Source organism: Geomicrobium halophilum (assembly GCF_014207655.1).
GTDB classification, from domain to species: Bacteria; Bacillota; Bacilli; order Bacillales; family Marinococcaceae; genus Geomicrobium; species Geomicrobium halophilum.
The window spans coordinates 104,641-126,984 of record NZ_JACHHJ010000003.1; the positions used below are offsets into that span (position 1 = coordinate 104,641).

General features: G+C 45.0%; 24 protein-coding genes and 1 riboswitch. Of the genes, 9 read left to right on the forward strand and 15 right to left on the reverse strand.

What is annotated here, in order from left to right:
- Positions 1-6: 6 nt before the first annotated feature.
- Both HNR44_RS10960 and HNR44_RS10965 read right to left on the reverse strand, forming a co-directional pair.
- Positions 7-1,185 (reverse strand): acetyl-CoA C-acetyltransferase, encoded by a 1,179-nt coding sequence (locus HNR44_RS10960; protein WP_184404315.1) that lies wholly within the window; start codon positions 1,183-1,185, stop codon positions 7-9.
- A 60-nt stretch (positions 1,186-1,245) separates the two neighbouring features.
- Positions 1,246-3,633 (reverse strand): 3-hydroxyacyl-CoA dehydrogenase/enoyl-CoA hydratase family protein, encoded by a 2,388-nt coding sequence (locus HNR44_RS10965; RefSeq protein ID WP_184404316.1) that lies wholly within the window; start codon positions 3,631-3,633, stop codon positions 1,246-1,248.
- 244 nt (positions 3,634-3,877) lie between these two features.
- Here HNR44_RS10965 and HNR44_RS10970 point away from each other — a divergent pair, with 244 nt between their 5' ends.
- Together HNR44_RS10970 and HNR44_RS10975 are read left to right on the forward strand one after the other, a co-directional pair.
- The gene (locus tag HNR44_RS10970) at positions 3,878-4,123 is read left to right on the forward strand and encodes a ferritin family protein (protein ID WP_184404682.1); all 246 of its coding nucleotides are present in this window, start codon (positions 3,878-3,880) and stop codon (positions 4,121-4,123) included.
- Between the two features lie 11 nt (positions 4,124-4,134).
- Positions 4,135-4,476 (forward strand): spore coat protein, encoded by a 342-nt coding sequence (locus HNR44_RS10975; protein ID WP_184404317.1) that lies wholly within the window; start codon positions 4,135-4,137, stop codon positions 4,474-4,476.
- Between the two features lie 43 nt (positions 4,477-4,519).
- Here the strand turns inward: HNR44_RS10975 and HNR44_RS10980 are convergent, their stop codons facing one another.
- Positions 4,520-4,969, reverse strand: a complete 450-nt coding sequence (locus tag HNR44_RS10980; protein ID WP_184404318.1) for a hypothetical protein — start codon at positions 4,967-4,969, stop codon at positions 4,520-4,522.
- Between the two features lie 100 nt (positions 4,970-5,069).
- On the opposite strand from HNR44_RS10980, the gene HNR44_RS10985 reads away from it, so the two are divergent.
- Positions 5,070-5,684 (forward strand): RNA polymerase sigma factor, encoded by a 615-nt coding sequence (locus HNR44_RS10985; protein WP_184404319.1) that lies wholly within the window; start codon positions 5,070-5,072, stop codon positions 5,682-5,684.
- Positions 5,685-5,939: a helix-turn-helix domain-containing protein gene (locus tag HNR44_RS10990; RefSeq protein ID WP_184404320.1), complete on the forward strand. Its 255-nt coding sequence runs from the start codon at positions 5,685-5,687 to the stop codon at positions 5,937-5,939.
- A 35-nt stretch (positions 5,940-5,974) separates the two neighbouring features.
- Here the strand turns inward: HNR44_RS10990 and HNR44_RS10995 are convergent, their stop codons facing one another.
- A complete protein-coding gene (locus tag HNR44_RS10995; protein WP_343069470.1) occupies positions 5,975-6,892 on the reverse strand; it encodes an NAD(P)/FAD-dependent oxidoreductase in 918 nt (305 codons plus the stop codon).
- 279 nt (positions 6,893-7,171) lie between these two features.
- On the opposite strand from HNR44_RS10995, the gene HNR44_RS11000 reads away from it, so the two are divergent.
- A complete protein-coding gene (locus HNR44_RS11000; protein WP_184404321.1) occupies positions 7,172-7,471 on the forward strand; it encodes a hypothetical protein in 300 nt (99 codons plus the stop codon).
- Between the two features lie 11 nt (positions 7,472-7,482).
- Entirely contained in the window at positions 7,483-7,641 is a 159-nt protein-coding gene (locus tag HNR44_RS11005) for a glycine zipper domain-containing protein (protein ID WP_184404322.1), read from the forward strand.
- 130 nt (positions 7,642-7,771) lie between these two features.
- Here the strand turns inward: HNR44_RS11005 and HNR44_RS11010 are convergent, their stop codons facing one another.
- From HNR44_RS11010 to HNR44_RS11050, 9 genes are all read right to left on the reverse strand, one after another.
- Positions 7,772-8,806 (reverse strand): ThiF family adenylyltransferase, encoded by a 1,035-nt coding sequence (locus tag HNR44_RS11010; RefSeq protein ID WP_184404323.1) that lies wholly within the window; start codon positions 8,804-8,806, stop codon positions 7,772-7,774.
- Positions 8,799-9,566, reverse strand: coding sequence for a thiazole synthase (locus HNR44_RS11015; RefSeq protein ID WP_184404324.1), 768 nt, complete (start codon positions 9,564-9,566; stop codon positions 8,799-8,801). Before HNR44_RS11015 ends, HNR44_RS11010 begins: the two co-directional genes overlap by 8 nt.
- A gap of 2 nt (positions 9,567-9,568) precedes the next feature.
- Complete coding sequence (gene thiS / locus HNR44_RS11020) at positions 9,569-9,772, reverse strand: sulfur carrier protein ThiS (protein WP_184404325.1); 204 nt, start codon at positions 9,770-9,772, stop codon at positions 9,569-9,571.
- A complete protein-coding gene (thiO, locus tag HNR44_RS11025) occupies positions 9,753-10,886 on the reverse strand; it encodes a glycine oxidase ThiO (protein ID WP_184404326.1) in 1,134 nt (377 codons plus the stop codon). Before thiO ends, thiS begins: the two co-directional genes overlap by 20 nt.
- Complete coding sequence (locus HNR44_RS11030; RefSeq protein WP_184404327.1) at positions 10,873-11,487, reverse strand: thiamine phosphate synthase; 615 nt, start codon at positions 11,485-11,487, stop codon at positions 10,873-10,875. Before HNR44_RS11030 ends, thiO begins: the two co-directional genes overlap by 14 nt.
- Positions 11,488-11,565: 78 nt before the next feature.
- A riboswitch (TPP riboswitch) is annotated at positions 11,566-11,670 on the reverse strand.
- A gap of 80 nt (positions 11,671-11,750) precedes the next feature.
- Positions 11,751-12,242 carry a DinB family protein gene (locus tag HNR44_RS11035; protein WP_184404328.1) on the reverse strand — a complete coding sequence of 164 codons (492 nt, stop codon included), beginning with the start codon at positions 12,240-12,242 and terminating at the stop codon, positions 11,751-11,753.
- A gap of 186 nt (positions 12,243-12,428) precedes the next feature.
- Positions 12,429-13,589: an acyl-CoA dehydrogenase family protein gene (locus HNR44_RS11040; protein ID WP_184404330.1), complete on the reverse strand. Its 1,161-nt coding sequence runs from the start codon at positions 13,587-13,589 to the stop codon at positions 12,429-12,431.
- Positions 13,590-13,699: 110 nt separating this feature from the next.
- Positions 13,700-15,415 (reverse strand): assimilatory sulfite reductase (NADPH) hemoprotein subunit, encoded by a 1,716-nt coding sequence (cysI, locus tag HNR44_RS11045; RefSeq protein ID WP_184404332.1) that lies wholly within the window; start codon positions 15,413-15,415, stop codon positions 13,700-13,702.
- Between the two features lie 14 nt (positions 15,416-15,429).
- Positions 15,430-17,292: an assimilatory sulfite reductase (NADPH) flavoprotein subunit gene (locus HNR44_RS11050; RefSeq protein ID WP_184404333.1), complete on the reverse strand. Its 1,863-nt coding sequence runs from the start codon at positions 17,290-17,292 to the stop codon at positions 15,430-15,432.
- Positions 17,293-17,664: 372 nt separating this feature from the next.
- On the opposite strand from HNR44_RS11050, the gene HNR44_RS11055 reads away from it, so the two are divergent.
- The 3 genes from HNR44_RS11055 to HNR44_RS11065 all read left to right on the forward strand — a co-directional run bounded on the left by HNR44_RS11055 (position 17,665) and on the right by HNR44_RS11065 (position 20,363).
- Entirely contained in the window at positions 17,665-18,258 is a 594-nt protein-coding gene (locus tag HNR44_RS11055) for a LemA family protein (protein WP_184404334.1), read from the forward strand.
- Positions 18,258-19,130, forward strand: coding sequence for a zinc metalloprotease HtpX (htpX, locus tag HNR44_RS11060; protein ID WP_343069495.1), 873 nt, complete (start codon positions 18,258-18,260; stop codon positions 19,128-19,130). The genes HNR44_RS11055 and htpX overlap by 1 nt, the downstream gene beginning before the upstream one ends.
- Before the next feature lie 156 nt (positions 19,131-19,286).
- A complete protein-coding gene (locus HNR44_RS11065) occupies positions 19,287-20,363 on the forward strand; it encodes a branched-chain amino acid aminotransferase (RefSeq protein ID WP_184404336.1) in 1,077 nt (358 codons plus the stop codon).
- A gap of 115 nt (positions 20,364-20,478) precedes the next feature.
- On the opposite strand, the gene HNR44_RS11070 is transcribed toward HNR44_RS11065, so the two are convergent.
- A complete protein-coding gene (locus HNR44_RS11070) occupies positions 20,479-21,501 on the reverse strand; it encodes an NAD(P)/FAD-dependent oxidoreductase (protein WP_184404338.1) in 1,023 nt (340 codons plus the stop codon).
- Positions 21,491-22,333 (reverse strand): ABC transporter ATP-binding protein, encoded by an 843-nt coding sequence (locus tag HNR44_RS11075; protein WP_184404339.1) that lies wholly within the window; start codon positions 22,331-22,333, stop codon positions 21,491-21,493. The genes HNR44_RS11070 and HNR44_RS11075 overlap by 11 nt, the downstream gene beginning before the upstream one ends.
- Between the last annotated feature and the right edge of the window lie 11 nt (positions 22,334-22,344).

Sequence of the window (22,344 nt, forward strand, 5' to 3'; positions counted from 1 at the left end):
CCTTTTTTATAGTAATTCAAATACTCCTGCAGCTCCCATGCCTCCGCCAATGCACATGGTGACGATCCCGAACTGCTCATTTCTTCGTTTCATCTCATGAATCAATGAAAGCGTGAGCTTCGTACCTGTGCAGCCTAGCGGGTGCCCAAGCGCAATCGCGCCTCCGTTCACATTCACCTTGTCTTGATCAAGCTCTAACGAACGAATAACTTGCAAGGACTGCGAAGCAAAAGCTTCATTTAATTCAAAGAGCCCAATATCCTCTTTACTGAGACCGACAATATCAAGCACTTTCGGAATCGCTTCTACCGGGCCAATGCCCATTACTTCAGGACGTACACCTGCAACTGCCATTCCGCGGAATTTCGCGAGCGGCTGTAATCCCTCTACTTCCGCCTTCTCCCTGTCCATGACAAGCACGGATGCAGCACCATCACTCGTCTGTGATGCATTTCCTGCTGTGACACTTCCCCGCGGGTTAAAGGCCGGACGTAACGTGCTTAATTTCTCGACTGACGTATCTGGACGCACCCCTTCATCCTGGGAAAAACGAACCTTTTTCTCTTGAAGTTTATTATTTTTATCAACCGTTCGTTGCGTTACTTCTACAGGTACGATTTCATCTTCAAAGCGCCCAGCTTCAATGGCCGCAGCTGCCCGTTTATGACTCTCTGCAGCAAAGGCATCCTGGTCTTCACGGCTAACTTCGAACTCACGGGCCACTTGCTCAGCCGTATGTCCCATCTGCATGTAATACTCTGGTGCATCTTCCACAAGTTTCGCGTTAGGGGCAATGACATGGCCGCCCATTGGAATCAAGCTCATCGATTCTGCACCGCCGGCAATTGCTGCTTTCGAATGACCGAGCATAATACGTTCAGCCACATAGCCAATGCTTTGCAAACCTGAAGCGCAATAACGGTTAATCGTCGCTGCGGGGACGTTGTAAGGCAATTCCGCCAGGGCAGAGATATTGCGCGCCATATTCATCCCTTGTTCTGCTTCCGGCATGGCACACCCGATGACAACATCATCAATGTCAGAAGCATCGTAATCCCCCGCACGTTTTAACGTTTCCTTGATCGTCGTCGCTGCATAATCATCCGGGCGCATATTCGCAAGCGTCCCCTTTTTTGCTTTTCCAACGGGCGTCCTTGCTCCCGATACAATGACCGCTTCTTTCAACAGCTTCCCCTCCTAGTCATGAAATCTTATAAAATACATATTCATTCGGTGTCATCATCCTTAGTTACGCAGAGGCTTACCGTTTTTAAGCATGTGTTGCATACGCATTTGCGTTTTTGGCTCTGCAATCAAGCTTAGAAACGCTTCCCGTTCAAGGTCGAGCAAGTAATCTTCGTCGACTTCCGTTCCTTTCGGTACACGCCCCCCTGCCAGTAAGAAGGCGATCTTGCCTGCGATTTTCAAATCATGATCGCTAATTTGTTCTCCGACACGCAGAGATTTGGCACCAAGAAGCATCGTCGCATAACCGGTTTCTCCAACGACGGGAATCGGTTTACGAATGGGGGGTTGATAGCCTTTTTCATGGAGCTCTTGCACTTTTTGTTTGGCATTCCAAACAATATGCTTGCTGTTGGCTATAATATCGTCGCGATCACTCATAAACCCATTCTCTTTGGATTCTTGTGCGGAGGTCCCCACTTTTGCCATCGCGATTTTTTCAAACACGCTATTGGCTAACGGCTGTAAATCTACATCTACATCCTCCGGCATTTTTTCAAGCTCACGAATATACAACTCTTTATTACCGCCGCCACCCGGCACAAGTCCAACGCCCGTTTCTACGAGTCCCATGTAGGTCTCTGCCGATGCTTGAATGCTTGCGGAAGGTAAACAGATTTCTGCTCCTCCCCCGAGAGTCATTTGAAATGGCGCTGTGACAATAGGCTTTTTGCTGTAACGAATACGTGATGTCATTCCTTGAAATCGACGAATAACCATGTCGATTTCGTCAAACGCATCGTCCTGGGCTTCCATGAGCATCATCATTAGGTTCGCACCGACACAGAAATTTTTCCCTTTATTTGCGATGACAAGCCCTTTATAATTCTCCTCAACCTCATCAATCGCGCTCGAAACCATCTGAATGACATCAATGCCAATGGAATTATTGGGTGATGTAAATGTAAGTGCCGCTACACCATCACCAAGATCCGTTAACGCTGCGCCAGCGTTTTTCTTAATGACATTATCCCCTTTCAAAAGATCAGGAACGTTAATTTCTTTTATATTAGCATCAGGTTTTTGATATGAACCCCGATGATAAAAGGCTCCCGTTTCTGTATAGAAAGTTTCATGGCCGCTTTCGAGCATATCCTTCACCCACGCCGGGACGTCTTCACCTTCTGCTTCCATTCGTTTGACGGAACGTTCGACTCCAAGGGCATCCCAAACTTCAAATGGACCAAGCTCCCAGCCAAATCCCCATTTCATCGCATTATCAATCGCGGCAATGTCATTGGCAATTTCATCGCTTTTCTTTGCTGAATACAGAAGGGTCGCTTTCAACGTTTCCCAGATGAAAGTTCCTGCTTTGTCATCCGCGTAAGCCAGTGCCTGAATCTTCGCCGCTTTCCCCTTAGCTTGACCTGCCGCTTGAACAGATGGGGCTTTTAATGACTGGCCTTGCTGATACTCAAACGTTTCCGGGTTTAATTCAAGGATTTGTTTTTGATCCCCTTTTCCTTTTTTCAGATAGAAACCTTGCCCAGCCTTGCTGCCGACCCAGCCTTTCTCACCCATATCTTTTAAAAACTGAGGAGGGTCGAAAATCTCTTTTTCTTTCCCTTCAACTTGATCGTAAACATTACGCGCTACATGCAGGAAAGTGTCCAGCCCCACAACATCCAACGTTCGGAAAGTGGCGCTCTTTGGACGACCAATGAGTGTGCCTGTAATGGAGTCTACTTCAGTAATCGTTAATCCTTGTTCTTTCATCTTCTGTACACTAACAAGAAGTCCATAAGTACCTATTCGGTTGCCGATAAAGTTCGGGGTATCTTTTGCCTCAACGACACCTTTTCCGAGAACATCCTCAGCAAACGCTTTCATGTTTGACAAGACTTCCTCGTCTGTATCCTCCGTCGGAATGATTTCTAAAAGGTGAAGATAGCGGGGTGGGTTAAAAAAGTGTGTGCCCATAAAATGACGCCGGAATTCATCACCTCTTCCTTCAACCATCGCATTGACCGATATCCCTGATGTGTTCGATGATACAATCGTTCCAGGCTTGTGATACTGTTCAACTTTTTCAAATAATTTCTGTTTCACTTCTAATTTCTCAACGACAACTTCGATGATCCAATCAACCTCCGCCAAACGTTCAATGTCATCTTCCAAATTCCCAACCTCAATTTCGCGGGCGTTCTTCTTCGAAGCCAGCGGGGCTGGATTTTGTTTAAAAAGCTGTTTTTTATTGTTTGCGGCTAGCCGATTACGAACCGCACGATCGTCTAATGTCAGTCCTTTTGCTTTTTCTTCATCGGTTAATTCATTCGGAACAATATCAAGGAGCAGTACGGGAATCCCTATGTTTGCAAGATGAGCAGCAATCCCTGATCCCATCACTCCTGAACCGAGTACCGCTGCCCGTTGAATATCCTTTTTCATCGTTGGCCTCCTTTTTGAATGAACGTTCATTCATTATAAGATCGCAATAAAACGATAAAGCATTTTTCTACATACTTTATTTCGTTACAATAATGCGAAAATACTGTCTCCCTCTACTATATAAGATTATCCGCAACTTGGCAACACTTCATTTCTAAAAATTGTGTCATACATACTTTACGAGAAACTCGGTCATTCTAAAAAACGGGATAAAAAAAATTCAAAGGAGGAATGGAGTTTGGATATGCAACAACAACCCGGTCAAACCGGAGAAAAGGGAATAATGAAAGAGCCGCCTCCGGTGATTTCAACAAAAGATCAACTGTATCTTACCGATATGTTGAATTGGAATTTAACAGCTGCTAAAAAAGCCAATTTCTACGCTGCACAGTGTACGGACAACGATATAAAGCAGGCTTGTGAACGTGTAGCACAAATGCACGAAAGACATTTTCAAACATTTCTTTCCCATCTGCAACAACAGCATTAAATGATTAGGAGATGAGCGTTATTCAAAGCCAAAACATTCAAAACCCGAAAACCACTGTACCTGAAACAAAAGAAATGAATGATAAAGATTTTATCACCGATCTATTGTCTACCGAAAAATACATGACAACGTCTTATGGGACAGCCATGAACGAGGCTAGTCATAATAGCTTGTACCAAGATATTTCAATGGTCTGCAATGAGTCCCATCAATGCTTACGTGAGTTATTCAACACCATGTTTCAAAAAGGCTGGTACACGCTGGAACCTGCACCCGTGCAAACCCTTCAGCAAAGTTACCAACAAAATGCTGGTATGCAAAACCAAATGCCATCTGGAAACATGACGCATTAAATAAGAAAAAGGCCCCTTTCTTTATTAGGGACCTTTTTCTTATTTAAGATTGAAGTTTTTCTTCTTCACTATATTTTTTTGTTCGTCCGCGATGATTAATCAGTAAACTATATAAACAACTAAAAACAATTCCACAAAATCCGAGTACCTGCGCAATCATACCTGTAATTTCAGTCGATGTTATAATCCCGTAAAACAAAAAGAATATTGAGACAACCAATGTGCTCAAAATCCAAAACATCCGTGTACTATTCATTTTTTCACCTTCCAATCTGTCTATATATAGCCTATGAGCATCCCTTTCCTTCCATGATTCAAGATGTGATTTCACAAATGATACATGACTTTTCGCATATTTATTTATTATCTTTTTAATAATCGATAAATAAAGGAATATCTTATCCGCCCGCGCTATCCAAAGTGTTATTTTTACTATTAAATCATATATTTCAAGAAGTGTCAATAGTTTTTTGTGGAAACCATCAGGTTGCATTTCCTCTTTGTTACATTTAAAATATAAGAACAAATGTTCGAATTATGTTGATGATGCCTACCTGGATTTTTCTTTCTGAGGTACAGAGGGGAGGATACTGATGATGATTGAACAACTAAAAGATGAGTGTTCATGTATGCAGGCTTTCTTAGACGATCACCCGCAAATACTTGAACACCGTATTTTTCAAGGTTTTCTTAAAGATCCCCATTACTATCGGATTTTTGTACATGCCATTTGTTCTCCCAGCCTGCAAACCATTGAAGATTTGAACGAAGCTTTCAAAAGTCATTATGCAAATGTCCAGTTCACGCAGTATTTGTCTAAAACTTTACACTGGACCTCCATCAATTATGACCGAAAACGCCGAAACCTTGATCAAAAGCAGATTTTATTGGATAAACCCTGGGAAGATGGCACAACTGGAAACCCGTTACTTGATGAATTTTCTCTGAGCCGAAATGACGAAAAGGTAAACCTGGAGTTCGTTGCCGAAACGAACGATCTAAGCAGTTGGAGTTCTGACATTACCTTGACAAAAGCATTACTGCGATTAACTTCACGACAACGAACGATCATCATTGAACATTACGGCAACGGAAGGAAAAACAGTGAAATTGCTCGTTTGTTAAACATTAGTCAACAAGCTGTTTCGCGAACACACTTACACGCCCTTAAACGTTTGCGTTCAATGTTAGAAAAGGAGGGAGATTAAATGGTAGAAGTAGCTGATGTCCAAGACTATATAAAAGAAGCTCAAGCCGGGGATCGGCAAAAATTAGCTTTGTTAGCAGAAAAATTTGAACCTAAGGTAAGAAAATGTCTATTACAAACAACACCGCAGGAACGTGATGACCTCAGACAGGAACTCATGCTGAAAGTAATCGAGCTTACACTCTCTTTTGATACCAGAAACGTTCCTACATTTGAAGAATTCAAAGACCACCTGCATGCAAATGAGCCGCGTTGATAGCGGCTCGTTTATACCTATGTGTATAAGGACAGTTATTTTTCCTGGACTTTATGAACCTCATCTTTTAAAAGTGACTTCTGTATCCAGACAGCGGCTTGTGTGCCTTCGCCCATAGCAATAGCTACTTGTTCGGGGTGAACACCAATATCTCCAGCCGCCCAAACATCTTCTATGTTTGTCATTTTGGTCCGATAATGGGAGAGAACATGATGATTTTCCAAACGCTCCACCCCGATTTGTTTTCCTAATTCCGAATGAACAACATTTCCGGCAAATGCGATAAAAGCTTTTTCTGCACGCAGCACTTTGCCCTCGACGATTGAAACCCCGATAAATTGGTCTCCTTCTACGTTGACACGTTCAACTTCTCCCTCATAATAACGAATGTGTGCGTTCTCAAGTTTCTTTTTTTCATCACTCGTCATTTGTTGATCCCCGTGATTAACATACGTCAGCTGGTCGGTCCAGTGGGCCAATTCAAGGGCCATACGGGCACCTGCACTCCCAGAACCTAATATGAGTGTGTTCTTCTCTTTTACTTCGTAACCATCACAATCAGGACAAATATAGACGCTCATCCCAAAGCAAGGTTCTAGCTCCGGAAAAGGGTTAGCATCGGTGACACCAGTAGCAAGGAGAAGCTTATTTCCTTGATAGGTTTCCCCGTCCATCGTTTGTGCCTTAAACCCTACCGCTTCTTTAACGATCTGAATGACTTTTTTATCGATAAAATGGACATTATAGGTTTTTGCCTGCTGCCTTCCTATTTCTCGTAAATCCTTCCCGCTGACACCTTCCGGCCAGCCGAGCAAGTTGCGGTATCGCTGGCATAATGTAGAACGCCCACCTCCCTCATCAATGACCATCACTTTTCGGTCGTAACGCCCCAGCTGAATCGCGGCCTGTAAACCCGCGATCCCTCCGCCGACAATCATGACATCTGCTTGCACATCAAACACCTCCACATGCCATTAGCTTGCTTCGAGGTCTTCTGTTCTACCCTTCCATTTGATAAAAATACTCGGATTTAATAACCCTCAGCACAACGGTTTTGCAAAAAGAGCCTTGCGGATTGGGCTCATCATAGGGAAGACGCTCTCTCCAAAACCCTTCGAACTAAAGCTATCCCCGCATCCGAAGAAGCTCACAGCAATCAGATTAGCCAAACGGACGTCTTTATGCATGTTACAATAAATAGAGACATAGCAACGGAAGGGAGCAATCTCCAGATGGGCCACGAAGATATTGAAAAACAAGTGATTGACCAATACCAGCAAGATGAGAATATGATGATCCTCGTTTTTGCCCAATGGTGCGTCAACCAAGATTTAGATCCACATGAACTTTACAAACGCGCGTATCCTGACCAGGCCATGAACGCTGAACTCGAGAAGACATTAGAGTTAACCGTACCCAAAGAAGAAGCAGGTGAGGTTGAAGATCAAACGTTGCTTGGTGTCTTATCACTATTCGGGAATAACGAACTAGCGATGATTGTTACACAGGAAATAGAGAAGCGTAAGGAGTAAGGAGTTTTGGGATGAGTAAAAGCGGGGTAGTTTGGCTGAATATTGGCGCCGGTGCAGGCTTAATCGTCGGTATAATCATAGGTCACCTGGCATTAGGCATTGGTATTGGCGCTACCGTTGGAGCCGTACTCGGCCTTGTTATATCAGAAAAGGCAGGGAAAGACCGATAATTTTCAGTGGATTAAACTTGAACGGAAAACGCATTTATCATGGGTAAATGAGCCCTGCAAGCTAAAACGAAAGACGAACGCATTGTCGACAATAATGATATGCGTCCGCCTTTATATCGTATCTTCTTTTTTATGATGGAATTAACGCTAATACCTGTTCATAAACCTTCTCTGCATGTTCCGATTGATCGGTTCCATGTAAAAGCGCTCGACCGTCTTTAAATAGCACAATACGGCAGCCATCATAATCGAAGGTGGCTGCATCTTCATGCAAGCGAAAGAAAGAAAGACTTGGATCTTGCACGCTTTGCAACTTGTCCAATTGAACTTCTTGCCTTTCTCGCGGACGAACGTGTACGGTATCGCCGCCGCATAATACACGTATTTGCTTCCCCTGCTCATCCTTCGTCTGCAGTGCTGGGTAAGAAGGAGTTACACCACATGTTGGGCACTCATCAGATTTAAGACGCATGACATCGACTGACGTTGTCTCATTTTCCCATAGGTCAAAAGAACGCAAATGATGAGAGACATGCGACTGGCTGCCACTTAAAATTTTTAACGCTTCAGCACTTTGCATGGCTGCAACCATTTGGGAAGCAGGCGCAATGACGCCGTCTGTATCACACGTCTCATCGAGAGATAAGTACGGGCTCAAACAGCGCAAGCAAGGCCCTTCCCCCAGCGTAAAAGTAAGGGATAAGCCGTAACTGCCGATTACGCCTCCGTAAATCCAAGGAATGCCGTACCGGTAAGCAGCATCGTTCAATAACAAACGGACTTCAAAATTATCTGTACCATCCAGGAGTAGATCGACTCCAGGAACAAAATTTTTGGCATCTTCCGCCTGGAAATCTCGGACGTAGACATCCAATTCTACGTCCTTATTTACTTTCTCCAGCTGACGAGCAGCGGCCCTAGCTTTGGACACTTTCTGCTCGGCATCTTCTTCTGTAAAAAGTTGTTGTCGCTGCAAGTTATGGCGCTCGACGTAATCACGATCAATAATTGTCAATTTCCCTACACCTGCCCGCACAAGCGTGTCGGCCATAGGCGTCCCTAGCGCTCCGCAACCGACGAGCAGCACATGCGCGGAGCGAAGCCGTTCCTGACCTTTTATTCCAATCGGATGAAAACGGGTTTGGCGATCATAACGATTAACCATGGAAGGGGATCCCATCCTGGGGGCTGCTCGCTTTTGCAAAGCGTTTCTCCGGGATGCGGCCAGCTTCATAACTTAAACGTCCTGCCCGAATCGCCAGTTTCATTGCTTCTGCCATTTTTACCGGGTCATTCGCTTGAGAAACAGCGCGATTTAATAAAACGGCATCCGCGCCCATCTCCATGGCCAAGGCTGCATGGGACGGTGCACCAATTCCGGCGTCTACAATTACAGGCACATTGGCCTGCTCCACAATGTATGATAAGTGAAGGGGGTTCAGGATGCCACGTCCAGTCCCGATCGGAGCTGCTCCTGGCATGACGGCATGAGCACCCATTTCTTCAAGCTTTCTCGCCAGCACGGGGTCATCGGCGATATATGGTAGGGCAATAAAATCGTCCTCGAGGAGCATTTCAGTCGCGCGGACGGTTTCCACTGCATCGGGAAGAAGGGTTTGGTCATCACCGATCACCTCCACCTTGACCATGTCACTTAATCCTGATGCACGAGCGAGTTTCGCAATCCGTACTGCTTCCTCTGCCGTTTTGGCTCCGGCAGTATTCGGAAGCAGGGAAAAAGAATCAGGATTAAGCTGCGAGACAAGGTCATCGTCGTCATTATCGACATTCATCTGCGAAACCGCAAACGTCAAAATGTCGGTTTCCGACGCCTTAACGGCTTCCCGCTGAATTTCTACACTTGGAAAAGTTCCCGTTCCTAATAATAAGCGGGATTGAAACGTTTGATTGGCTATTTTTAACATTCTTATCCTCCTCCTACAAATCGGACAACGATGATTTGATCGCCTTCATTAAGTTCTGTATCAGTGTATTCATCCGGTCGCAGCGCGACTTTATTGTGCTCGATCATGGCCTTTTTCTCAATTAAATTAAAATGTTTACGAAAATCTTCAATCGTTTTTACATCCGAAGGAACGTCTATCGGTTCTTCATTGACTGTGATATTCAACTTTACTCCCCCTCCCGGGATCAAATGCTGTTAATGCACTTGTATTTCTAGTGATGATAGCTGTCACCAACTCCTTTCCAGAGGCTGGTGCAAGTAATATGCCATTGCGTCCATGCCCGCAGCAGAGCCAACACCCTGGAATGGCCGGATGTGGGCCGATTAAAGGAAGGTCATCATTCGTTTGCGGACGAACCCCCGCCCACATTTTGGTAATCTCTGCTTCTGCAACTTCTGGGACCAATTGTTCTGCACGGTGTAACACCTCGCCGATCCCCTCCACCGTCGTCGTTCGTTCACGAGAAGCTTTCGAGGTGGCGCCGATCAGCGTTTCACCATTCGGTTTGGGCACAAAGTAGAAATGTTGATGGTATAACGTTTTCGTAACAAGCGGGCGTTTACCTTGTACGCGAACTGCTTCCCCTTTCATACCTTCAATCGGTAGAACGTCCATATGAACAGAAGACGTTAATGGATCGGGGCCAGTAGCAAGAACCACTTGTTCCCCGTAAAAGCAAGTACCGTCGGCAGTCAGTACCCCTCTGCAACTTCCGGCCTCCCGATACAAAGACGTAACTTCCGTATGCGTTTTAAGCTCGGCACCTTGAAGTACTGCTGCTTGTTGAAACGCATGTGCCGTTTGCGCAGGTTCAACATGAGCTTCTTCCTGAAAATAAAGAGCGCCTTTTGCCCCAGCTGTAAGCCTTGGCAGCTCATCGTATAATTCTGACGCCGTTAGTCGTTGCACAGATTCTCCTGCTGCCGCTTGCCACTCCTCAATTTTCTCTAATTTTTTCCATTCTTCGGATGAAAATGCAGGCTTGATCGCACCTGAGACAGTTCTTCCCAGCGACGTCCCTGTTCGTTCCATCAGTTCATGTTCCAAATGTTCATATAACCGACGACTCTCGTTCGCGAGGGGATACAGAGGGGTGCGTGATTGCAGTTCTACCTGAACACCGAGCATCCCCGCGGCGGCGGCAGTTGTGCCGCTTGCAGCCTTTCCGCGATCAAGGATGAGTGTTTTTAAGCCGGCACGCGTACTGTAGTAAGCGGTGGCAAGGCCGATAATCCCAGCTCCAACAATAATCACATCGTACTTCTCATGTCGTTTCATAGTTCACCTGCTTAAAGTTACGAAAATAGCGTGCTTCTTCCTCTACATCTTCCGCATCCCAAAAACTGGAGATCATTGCAATTCCTGCAGCTCCTGTTTGAGAAATCTCAGTTATCCGCTCACGTGTAATGCCGCCGATTGCAAGCACGGGGATCGGTACCGCTTGAACAACCGATTGCAAGGCGGCCAGTCCTCGCGGCTCTTCGCCAGGTTTACTGGACGAACGATACACATGTCCGTAGTAAAGATAATCCGCCCCTTCTTCTGCCCGTGCCAAGGCTTCATCCCGGCTATGAACGGATACGCCCACTTGTAAATGAGGCGCTTTTTCCTTTACATCGTTTGCGTTCCACGTGGAATGGCTTGACAAATGAACACCACCCAAATCCCAGGCAGCCGCCGCTTCCACATGTTCATTCAGAATCATTTGTCCGCGGCTTAAGCCAATCTTGCACAGCTGATCGATTTGTTGTTTTAACCGTTGCAGCGATGATTCCTTGTCACGGATATGAACGACATCAATATATTGTAACGCATGCCGTAATTTTCTCACTTGAATATGAAACGGCCATTTTTGCGTCGTTATTAAGTGCCAAGTCATGTTTGACGCCTCCTTATACGTCTTGCAAGAACGACAAAAAGCCGTCCTTAAGACAGCAAAGGACAGCAGAATGATTTTCTCAGTCAGTGTCTACTTTCCTCCGCTGGCTTTCATCCAGATCAGGTTCGAAGGGTTCGAGGCTTTTCCTCATCTCAGCCCGCTCGGGCTCCCCTAGTAGAAAAATATTATTTATTTTATCTTATCAATCGATGACGGCCGCGTCAATCAAAGGTAATTTGATCCCTGGCTATAACGAATCGGGGCTAGAACAATGATTCTTCCTCAACATCCCATGCTCCTTGTTGCTTCCGTATATACACAATTTGACCGATGTGATAACTGGTATGCACCATCATATTCGCGATCATGGTCCCCCACGTCTCGTCACTCTCTTCATGAATAGGAACCAGCCAGGTCGAATCCTTTGTTTCCTGGATGGCATAGACCCACTCGTCCATCATCGTCGTTACTTGTGCCATCGTCACAGACCAATCCCGGTTTTCTACACTATGAAACGTCGATTCATTCCCTTCCTCAATGGGAGGTACAGGTTCTCCTTTAAAACGGTCCAGGCAACGACTATTATATACAATCAGATGATTGACAATTTCATGGATGCAGTGATCCGAGTCTTCACGCTTCCAATTCGCTTGATCATCCGTAACTCCGGATAACGCCTGTTGCAAACACGCAAACCAATGATTCTCATCATGACAAGCAGACAATTGTCGAAGAAAAATTTGTTTCGACCCCATCGTTAAAAATCCTCCTTACATCCACGTTTTTATCAATTGCTTGAGGATTCGCGATGAACCGAAAAAATCCTGCTAAAATTTGAAAATAATGACTCCGTATATATTTTTATCTTCTACATCCCCCGGAACGTTAAAAAAACAGGTTAGATCTAATAAGGTGACTTTGATCTAACCTGACTTGTAGGTTCATTCACTTTTATTTCGCGCAAACACTTCTCCCGCCAGCTGCATAATCGTCATATCGTCCATCGGCGGGTTGTGTAAACCTGCCCGTATATCACGGTAATAACGGCTAAGTGGATTATCCGCCTGTAGACTTTTCGCGCCTTCCACACGCATCGACAAATCAACCATGGTCAGAGCATCGTTTACCACCGAATACTTCACCGCGCCTAATTCTGTTTTCATATGTTGCCGCGTTTCACTGTCACTTCGATCCCATTTTTTCGCGACAGCATAGAGAAAATGACGATTGCGTTGACGGAGTAATTCAGCTTCACCGATTTTTTGTTTGATGTTCGGCAAATCAGCAATCGTACCTTCGATACTGTTCGGAGAGTAATGATTGGCGAATTCCGCACTGTGATTAATCGCGGCTTCAGCAATGCCTAAATAGCATGCGGGAATGTGGAGGAGCCATCCAGCCGCCCCTTTTTGCCCCGGGGTTATATCCTGAACATAGTCTTCATCTTTTAATTGCACCTGATCGAGGACGAGATCATCGCTGCCTGTCGCACGCATACCAAGAGTATTCCATGTATAATCGATGGACACACCCCGTAAACTACGATGCACAAGAAAATTGCCCACTTTATCGCTATTTTCAATTCCGGCACTTACGACAAAATAATCCAAAACTGGCGCAAGTGTCGTAAACGTTTTTCGTCCGGTAATCACCCAGCCATCTTCAGTTTTTGTTGCCGTTGTTTCTGGACGTCCGCCGCGTGTTGGGCTTCCTGTCGCCGGCTCACTGGCAGCATTATTTAGGAGCGCCCCGTTATTTACGACATCACGGGCCACAGCTGTATATGTTTCTTCATCCCAAGTTTGATTCTCCCCAAGCTGCATCATAATGCCCATATGCCAGCCAATAGAAAGTGCAGTAGATCCGTCTCCTTGAGCGATGATTTCCTGAAGTTCAAGAAAATCAGTGAGGGAAAGACCTTGCCCGCCATATTTTTTCGGAACCGTAAGTCCTGGATAGTTTGCGTTCTGCAACTCTCTAAAATTTTCATGAGGGAAAGATCCCTCTTCATCATGTTTTGCCGCACGTTCTTTAAAAGCAGGAACGAGGGTGGATAATAACTCCATACGTTCTTCTTGATGATTACATTTGGATAAGTCCATGTTACCAACACCTTTTATACATACATTCTCCTGCTATCATACAAAATATATGAGCAAAATGCATTTTACAAAAATGACCCCGGTTTTATACCGAAGCCATTTTGTTTATCTTATTCATGAAAATCAAGGCCCGATTGTACTTCTTTTACATAGCCGGCGCGGATAACATAGTCCCCGAAGGATTCGCCTTCGTAACGTTCTTTCGCATACTGATGAATCATAGGCTGGAGTTCTTCGAGGATTTTTTCTTCACCAATATTTTCTCGGTATAATTTATTGAGTCGATCCCCGGCAAAGCCAGCCCCTAAATACATATTATATTTTCCTGGAGCTTTTCCGATAAAGCCGATTTCTCCAAGAGCCGGCCGGGAGCAACCATTAGGGCAGCCCGACATGCGAATAATAATGTCCTCATCTTGTAACCCAGCTTCTTCCGTGATGCCTTCGAGTTTGTCTAAGAGAGACGGGAAGTAGCGTTCTGATTCCGCCATCGCCAATTCACAGGTCGGAAAAGCGACACAAGCCATGGAGTTTCTCCGTAATGCAGAATCGTTGTTTCCATCAGAGAGACCATATTTTTCAACCAACTCATCAATTTGCCGTTTCTTGTAATTCGTAACATTGCTGATGACAAGGTTTTGGTTAGGCGTTAACCGAAAATCTCCGGTATGGATTTTGGCAATCTCCCTAAGCCCAGTCTTAAGCTGATCGTCATCAGTATCCTTGATGCGTCCATTTTGGATGAATAAAGTTAGATGCCATCGACCTTTTTGACCTTTTACCCAGCCATAACGATCTCCGTTATGTTCGAAATGGTACGGTCGCTCCTCTGCAAGTTGCCATCCTAACCTTTCGTTTAATTCATTTTTAACCCAATCAATCCCCCGGGCATCAATGGTGTACTTAAAACGGGCATTCTTTCTTTCAGAACGGTTGCCGTAATCCCGTTGAATAGCAATAATATGTTCAGCTACTTCGATCACTTCGTCCGGTTTGCAAAAACCAATGACCCGTGACAACTGGGGATACGTTGCAGTATCGCCATGAGTCATCCCCATGCCGCCGCCAACAGCAACGTTAAAGCCTTGTAACTCATCATCTTCTACAACCGCGATAAAACCAAGATCTTGAGAAAATATATCCACATCGTTGGAAGGCGGAACAGCAATGCCGATTTTAAATTTTCGCGGCAAGTAAACATCCCCATAGAGGGGTTCCGTTTCTTCTTTGCTGTCCACGACTTTTTCTTCGTCGAGCCAGATTTCATGATAAGCGTTGGTTTTTGGAGAAAGGTCATCGCTCAACCGCTTTGCCCACTCGTATACGTCCTCATGAATCTTTGATTGATAGGGATTCGGATTACACATGACATTTCTGTTCACATCTCCACAAGCCGCGAGTGTATCCAGCAAGGAGTCGTTGATCTCCTTAATATTTTTCTTCATGTTCCATTTTAAAATACCGTGCATTTGAAACGCTTGACGTGTCGTTAGACGCAATGATCCATCGCCATATTTACGGGCTACGTTATCCATGACCAGCCATTGCTCTGGTGTTGCAACACCGCCTGGGGCACGCACACGCACCATGAACTGGTAAGCCGGCTCTAGTTTCTGTTGGCGGCGTTCATTACGTAAATCCCGGTCATCCTGCAGGTAACTTCCATGGAACTTCAACAACCGCTTATCGTCTTCGTTCATCCCCGCGCTGATCGGTTCCTCCAGGCTCTCTGCAAGGGTCCCCCGTAAGTAATTGCTCTCTCTTTTAATTCGCTCGACATCACTTGGAGGCCCATCTTGCGTTGAAGCTGATTTATTTTCCGCCATTCTTTTCGCTCCTTTCAATACACGTCACGCTGATAACGCTTCTGCAGTTTCAATTCTTCTAAATAAGCGACCGCTTCCTCGTCACTCATATTCCCTTCCTGTTTAATAATTGTGGTAAGCGTATCGTGCACATCACTTGCCATGTACTTTTCGTCTCCACACACATATACGACCGCACCTTCTTGCAGCCAATGGAAAAGATCCTGGCTTTTTTCTAGCATGCGGTGTTGTACATAGACTTTCTCCTCGTTATCCCGGGAAAAGGCGACATCCATTCGTGTGAGCACACCTTCTTTCAACCACCGCTGCCATTCAACTTGATAAAGAAAATCTGACATAAAATACTGCTCACCAAAGAAAAACCATGTTTGCCCTTCAGCACCTATTTCCTCTCGCTCTTCCAAGAAAGATCGAAATGGTGCGGCACCCGTTCCAGGTCCAATCATAATAATTGGGGTGTCCGGATCTTCGGGAAGCTTGAAATTCGGATTTTTATGCACATAAACGGGTAAATAGTCGCCCGATTCTGCACGTTCTGCACATTGTCCTGAACAGACACCCGTGCGATCGCGTCCGTGGGCATCATATCGCACCGTACCGATCGTAAGATGAACCTCCTCCGGATTGGCCTTATAACTGCTTGCAATAGAGTAGAGACGAGCAGGAAGCTTCCGAAGAATAGTGATAAATTGGTTTGCAGGGACTTCCCAAGGGGCAAAATCCTTTGCTAAATCGAGTAAATCTCGACCTGTGATATAGTCTCTTAAATCATCCTCCCTACCTTCTTCCAGGAGTTGACCCAATTCGTTATTCGCAGAAAACGCTGCTGCCTTTTCCAGCAATGGTTTGGTGAGAACCGTAATCTCGAAGTTACCGATCAGAGCGTCTCGCAAAGAGCGCACGTCCCCTTGTTTATTTACCGAAACAAGCTCTTGAGAGTCCCAATTCATTTCCTCGATCAGCATGTCCACGAGGGTTGGGTCGTTTTCAGGATAAATCCCTAAGCTATCTCCCGGTTCAAACTCAAGATTTGAATCTTCAAGGGACAATTCAAGATGGCGGTTTTCCTTATTGGATCCCCGCCCACTAAGATTCAAATTCTCCAGGATTTCGGCCTTAAAAGGATTCTTTCTCGAATAGACGAGTTGCTCACTTTGCATAGAGGTACCATTTTGACCTAGTTGAGGGGGTGTCGCGAGATCCGAAGAGCTCCCTTCTGCACGATCGTTCAAGATCCCTAATACTCCATCAAACCACTCTTCTGCAGCTTCATCGAAATCAACGTCACAATCTACCCGTGCGTGAAGACGTTCACCCCCTAACTCTTCCAGGCGTTTATCGATATCTTTACCGGCTTGACAGAAAAATTCATATGAAAGATCTCCTAAGGAAAGCACTGAAAATTGCATTCCATCTAATTTAGGTGCCTTTCTGCTATTTAGAGTTTCAAAGAAAGACAGTCCTGGTTCTGGAGGATCTCCTTCGCCATGAGTGGCTACAAAGACTAATAGATTTTCGACTTTCTTCAAGTTCCTCGGCTTAAATTCCAGCATTGAAGAAAGAGTAACCTCATAATTACGTTCTTCTAATTTCTTAGACATATCTTCGGCTAATTCCTGGCAATTTCCTGTCTCGGAGCCAAAGAGGATCGTTACTTCTTGCGTTTTCAACTGGGTATTGCTTTGCTCAAGTGTCGCTGTTGCTGGCGGATCTTGCAAAGCTACAGCCGTCTCTGCAGCTGCGGATCCCACCTGCGGTGCAGCTGCTAGGTAGCCGCTCAACCATTGTTTTTGCCCGTCCGTAAGCGTAGGCAGTAAGCGATTGAGGAGCTCAGCCTGCTCTTGGCTAAAAGGACTGTCTGTTACCTGAAGTGGCAACGACATCACCTCCAAAATAAATAAGTATTTATCATCAGCGTTTTCCCTAAATTTGCACATGAAAAATGGCACAAAACTGAAAACGCTCTATAAATAGAAGCGCATGATGTTCCACTTAAAAACATCTAAATAAGTGAATTTTATATTACTTCCATTATTCTTATGTGTCAAGTAGGCTTTATGTGCATATATGTTCATTTCCCCAATTCGTACTGAAATTCTTACATATTTTCAGCTATGAACGTCGATTTTTGAATGTTTATGGCTTGTAATGGATTTTTTTATGTTGAAGTCATACGCTTACTGAAGCCAAAGGATGAAAGAAACACGTATATTCGTTTATAATAGAGAGAAAGAGGAGGGAATTCAACGATGGGAATTGGAACCGTATTATTAATATTGGTACTTATCCTCGTGGCAGGCATAGGAATTTTTGCCATCACTTGGTTCAGTTCATACAATACCCTTGTGAAAAAAAGAAATTGGGTGGAGGAAGCCTGGGCTCAAATTGATGTGCAGTTAAAACGACGGTACGACTTGATCCCGAATCTTGTAGAGACGGTGAAAGGCTATGCGCAACATGAACAGGAAACACTAACTCAAGTGATTGAAAAGCGGCAGCAAATTAATAACCCTAACAATAGCCGCAATGAACAAATGGAAGCGAACAATCAGCTGCAAAACATGATGGGGCGCCTTTTTGCCCTCCGGGAAGACTATCCTGATCTCAAAGCCAACGAGAACTTTCTGAAACTCCAGGAAGAGCTGACGTCTACCGAAAATAAAATTGCTTATTCCCGTCAGCTATACAACAATACAGTTATGGAATACAACACAAAGATCCAATCCATCCCGACAAACTTTGTTGCCGGTGTTCATAACTTCATTCAACAGGAAATGCTGGAAACTCCTCCGGAAGAACGGGAAAATGTCAAAGTTGATTTTAATACGGGCGATCGTTCATGATTATGTACAAACAGATCGAGCGCAATAAGCGGAATACCGTGTTTATTGTTGCTGGTTTTATCATTTTCGTACTCCTCGTGGGAGCGGCCATCACTTACTTTTTGAATGGAGAGATCTATACTGGGTTGATTTTAGCCGTCGTTATGGGTGGTGGATATACTCTAATGATGCTCATGTCCAGTACAAACGTGGTCATGCGCATGAATCATGCCCATGAGATTAAGGATGGGAGTCAACATCAAAGACTTTGGGATGCAGTGGATAATATGGCCATGGTCGCGCGGATCCCCCGCCCCCGTCTTTTTATCATTAAAGACCAAAGCCCGAACGCATTCGCCACCGGTACTTCTCCAAAAAATGGGGCGGTTGCCGTTACCACCGGACTGCTCGATAGACTCAATCACGAGGAGATCGAAGGCGTGATTGCCCATGAGGTGGCGCACATTCGCAACTACGACATTCGTTTGTCAACCATTGCCGTGGCTCTTGTTTCGGTCGTTGCCATCCTTAGTGATCTCGGATTGCGCATGATGTTTTTCTCCCGAGGCGGTAATAACAAGCAACATCCCATCATGCTGATTTTCGCGCTTGTACTCATTATTATATCACCGTTAATCGCGACGATGATCCGCCTTGCCATCTCAAGAAACCGGGAATATCTTGCAGACGCCAGTGCCGTGGACTTAACGAGAAATCCAAATGCGTTGGCTTCGGCACTGAAGAAAATTTCAGGCGTTTCGCAACCCGTGCGAGAAGCATCTGGGGCATCAGCATCGCTTTATTTTTCTGATCCACTGAAAAAGAAAACGGCGCAATTATTTTCATCTCACCCACCGCCGGAAAAACGAATTGAACGGCTGTACCAGATGTAACGTCCACTTCTTTATTTACAAGAGAGGTTATGAACACCTTTTACTATGTTAATGTACGCTAGAATTGGCGTGCATATTTTTTATCCATTAGATAAAACCAGGGTGCCCGTGATATAGTAGGAGTAGATTTTCACTATAGAAAAGAGGCGTCGTATCATGGCTCAACAAACTTTAGAAGTTTTGCAATCGACGGATTTGAAACCAAAGCCAGATTCCTCAGAACTCGCTTTTGGCAAGTATTTTACCGATCATATGTTTATGATGGACTATGCTGCTGATAAAGGTTGGCAGCGCCCACGGATCGTTCCCTATCAACCATTAACCATGGATCCATCAGCAATGGTTTTTCATTACGGCCAGACGGTCTTTGAAGGATTAAAAGCATACCGCATGTCTGATGGCGATATTCGTCTTTTTCGTCCTGAAGAGAATTTTAAACGAATGAATCACTCCAGTGAGAGACTCAGCATCCCTCCAATTGATGAAGACTTGATGCTTGATTACTTAAAAGAACTTGTAAAACTCGAAAAAGAGTGGATTCCTACCGAACCGGGGACATCTCTTTACATTCGCCCCATGATCATTTCTACAGAAGAAAGCCTGAATGTGGCGCCTTCGAATACCTACACATTTATGATTATCTTGTCGCCGGTCGGTTCTTTTTACAAAGAAGGGATCAATCCCGTTGGTATTTTTGTTGAAGATGAATACACGCGTGCTGCTCCAGGTGGGACAGGCAATGCCAAAACCGCTGGTAATTATTGTGCCGCGTACAAAGCTCAAGAACGGGCGACGGCTAACAATAAGGCTCAGGTGCTTTGGCTTGATGCGATTGAAAAGAAATATATCGAAGAAGTCGGGAGTATGAATGTTTTTTTCAAAATTGACGGAGAAATTCATACACCTGTATTAAATGGAAGCATACTGGAAGGCATTACGCGAAAAAGTGTTATCGAACTTTTGGAACATCTGGAAATGCCCGTTCAAGAACGCCAGATTTCCATGGATGAGGTAATCGCTGCTCATGAAGCAGGAACCCTTCAGGAAGTCTTCGGCACAGGCACTGCTGCCGTTATATCCCCGGTAGGTTCGTTGCAATACAAGGATCAAGATTATGTCGTTAACAACGGGAAAATGGGCGAAACCGCGAAGCAACTGTACGAAACGTTAATCGGAATCCAAACAGGACGCCTGAAGGATCCATTTGGATGGACCGTGATGTTGGAAGCGTAAAAAGGGGGGCCTCAAAAGTCCTTTTTCGGAATTTCGATCCCCCGACATTGAATAGTTCAAAATAATCCCGTACCACTTTTTAAGTGATACGGGATTTTTCGTCTAATCATTCATCTTACTGTGACTTAAATCGATCATTATGCGAAGATACACGGGCATAACGGTCTGCATCAGGATGTATATACAACTTCGCTGCGTTTACTGCTAACGCAGCATCCGTAAAGGTTCCGGCAATAAGTGGGATACTGCTTGAATGGTTCGAGATATCCCCTGCCGCAAATATCCCCGTGGCATCTGTTTCCATTTGATTGGACGTCCGCAATCGACGTTCCTCCACTTTTAAGCCTATCGAATTATGATCAAGAAAACTCAAATCCGGCTGGTAACCGTGATTAACAATGACAGCGTCCGTCTTTCGAAACTGGCACTGTTCATTTTCACAATGCTTCAATGTGACATTTTCGATACAACATGTACCATCTTGACTCGATTCTAAATCGTCGATAGCATACGGGGTAAGTATATCAATAGAGGAATTTCGCATCCTTGCGACGAACTTCTCATGACCGCCAAATTGATCACGCCGATGGACCACAGTGACGCTTTTTGCAATCGGTTCAAGTTCATTCGCCCAATCTACAGCAGAATTCCCTCCACCTGAGATAACAACATCTTTACCTCGAAACTTTCCCAGCTCTTTCACGGCATAGTAAAGGTTGGTTGTTTCAAATTTCTCAGCACCTGGTATGTTCAACTTTGTTTGCTTTAATATCCCATATCCCGTTGCCAAGATGATCGTTTTAGAATAATGGTCACGGTTTTTGTTTGTGGTGATATGAAAGTAACCATTATCCATTTTCTTTATGTCTATGACTTGCTCCCCAAGCACAATCGTAGGCTGGAAAGTAAATGCCTGATCAGTAAGTTGGGAGATGAGCTGAGCCCCCGTGGTTGGAGGCAAACCTCCGACGTCCCAAATCGTCTTTTCCTTATAAACATTCACTTTTCCGCCAAGCTCTTCCTCGTATTCAATCACTTTGGTCTTCAAATCACGCATTCCACTATAAAAAGCGGAATATAAACCGGCAGGCCCTCCACCTATAATCGTGACATCATAACACGCCGACTCAAGCACCATGCATTCCCCCTAACGAAAAAGCTTTTTGCGATGGCTGGGCATCTCCATCCATCATCAGATCATAGCTTAAACAAACCGGCTTGCCACTTCTCGGATCAGCAACAACATCTGCTTCAATTTGGAAGACATCACGTAAGACTTGCGTATTCATCACGTCCTCTGGTCTTCCCTCTCGAACGATTGCCCCTTCTCGTAATGCCACCATATGATCTGCAAAGCGGGACGCGTGGTTTAAGTCATGAATAACCAACACGATGGTACGCCCTTGTTGCTCATTTAAGCGCTGTAATACTTGCAACACTTCCAGTTGGTGAGCAAGATCGAGATAAGTGGTAGGCTCATCGAGCAGCAACAACTCTGTTTGCTGGGCAAGAGCCATAGCAATCCATACCCGCTGTCGTTGGCCGCCGGATAGCGCATCCAGAGACCGATCACCCAACTCGGCCATGCCTGTCTGTTCAAGGGCAAGATCAATCATTTCGTAATCTTGTTTGTGCAACGCCGCAAATCCTCTTTGATGGGGGTGTCTTCCGTAAGCCACGAGCTCACGTACTTTCAAACCACTTGGTGCTTCGGGACCTTGCGGCAATATGGCCATCTTTTGAGCAATTTGCTTTGTCGGTTGTGTATGAATCGATTTCCCATCTAAATAGACTGATCCTTGGGAAGCATTCATCACACGGCCCAGAGTTTTTAAAATCGTCGATTTTCCACAACCATTGGGACCGATGATCGTTGTAATTTTTCCTTCGGGGATTTGCAGCGTCAGGTCATCAACGATTGCTTCTTTTTCATAACGGATCGAGAGATGGTTCGCTTCTAATCGAGTCATATTTTCACCTC

Coding starts and splice junctions, on each gene's coding strand:
- HNR44_RS10965 (WP_184404316.1), bottom strand. CDS start 3,633: ATGAAAAAGGATATTCAACGGGCAGCGGTACTCGGTTCAGGAGTGATG.
- HNR44_RS10970 (WP_184404682.1), top strand. CDS start 3,878: ATGCAACAACAACCCGGTCAAACCGGAGAAAAGGGAATAATGAAAGAG.
- HNR44_RS10975 (WP_184404317.1), top strand. CDS start 4,135: ATGAGCGTTATTCAAAGCCAAAACATTCAAAACCCGAAAACCACTGTA.
- HNR44_RS10980 (WP_184404318.1), bottom strand. CDS start 4,969: ATGCAACCTGATGGTTTCCACAAAAAACTATTGACACTTCTTGAAATA.
- HNR44_RS10985 (WP_184404319.1), top strand. CDS start 5,070: ATGATGATTGAACAACTAAAAGATGAGTGTTCATGTATGCAGGCTTTC.
- HNR44_RS10990 (WP_184404320.1), top strand. CDS start 5,685: ATGGTAGAAGTAGCTGATGTCCAAGACTATATAAAAGAAGCTCAAGCC.
- HNR44_RS11000 (WP_184404321.1), top strand. CDS start 7,172: ATGGGCCACGAAGATATTGAAAAACAAGTGATTGACCAATACCAGCAA.
- HNR44_RS11005 (WP_184404322.1), top strand. CDS start 7,483: ATGAGTAAAAGCGGGGTAGTTTGGCTGAATATTGGCGCCGGTGCAGGC.
- HNR44_RS11010 (WP_184404323.1), bottom strand. CDS start 8,806: ATGGTTAATCGTTATGATCGCCAAACCCGTTTTCATCCGATTGGAATA.
- HNR44_RS11015 (WP_184404324.1), bottom strand. CDS start 9,566: ATGTTAAAAATAGCCAATCAAACGTTTCAATCCCGCTTATTATTAGGA.
- thiO (WP_184404326.1), bottom strand. CDS start 10,886: ATGAAACGACATGAGAAGTACGATGTGATTATTGTTGGAGCTGGGATT.
- HNR44_RS11030 (WP_184404327.1), bottom strand. CDS start 11,487: ATGACTTGGCACTTAATAACGACGCAAAAATGGCCGTTTCATATTCAA.
- HNR44_RS11035 (WP_184404328.1), bottom strand. CDS start 12,242: ATGGGGTCGAAACAAATTTTTCTTCGACAATTGTCTGCTTGTCATGAT.
- HNR44_RS11040 (WP_184404330.1), bottom strand. CDS start 13,589: ATGGACTTATCCAAATGTAATCATCAAGAAGAACGTATGGAGTTATTA.
- cysI (WP_184404332.1), bottom strand. CDS start 15,415: ATGGCGGAAAATAAATCAGCTTCAACGCAAGATGGGCCTCCAAGTGAT.
- HNR44_RS11055 (WP_184404334.1), top strand. CDS start 17,665: ATGGGAATTGGAACCGTATTATTAATATTGGTACTTATCCTCGTGGCA.
- HNR44_RS11065 (WP_184404336.1), top strand. CDS start 19,287: ATGGCTCAACAAACTTTAGAAGTTTTGCAATCGACGGATTTGAAACCA.
- HNR44_RS11070 (WP_184404338.1), bottom strand. CDS start 21,501: ATGGTGCTTGAGTCGGCGTGTTATGATGTCACGATTATAGGTGGAGGG.
- HNR44_RS11075 (WP_184404339.1), bottom strand. CDS start 22,333: ATGACTCGATTAGAAGCGAACCATCTCTCGATCCGTTATGAAAAAGAA.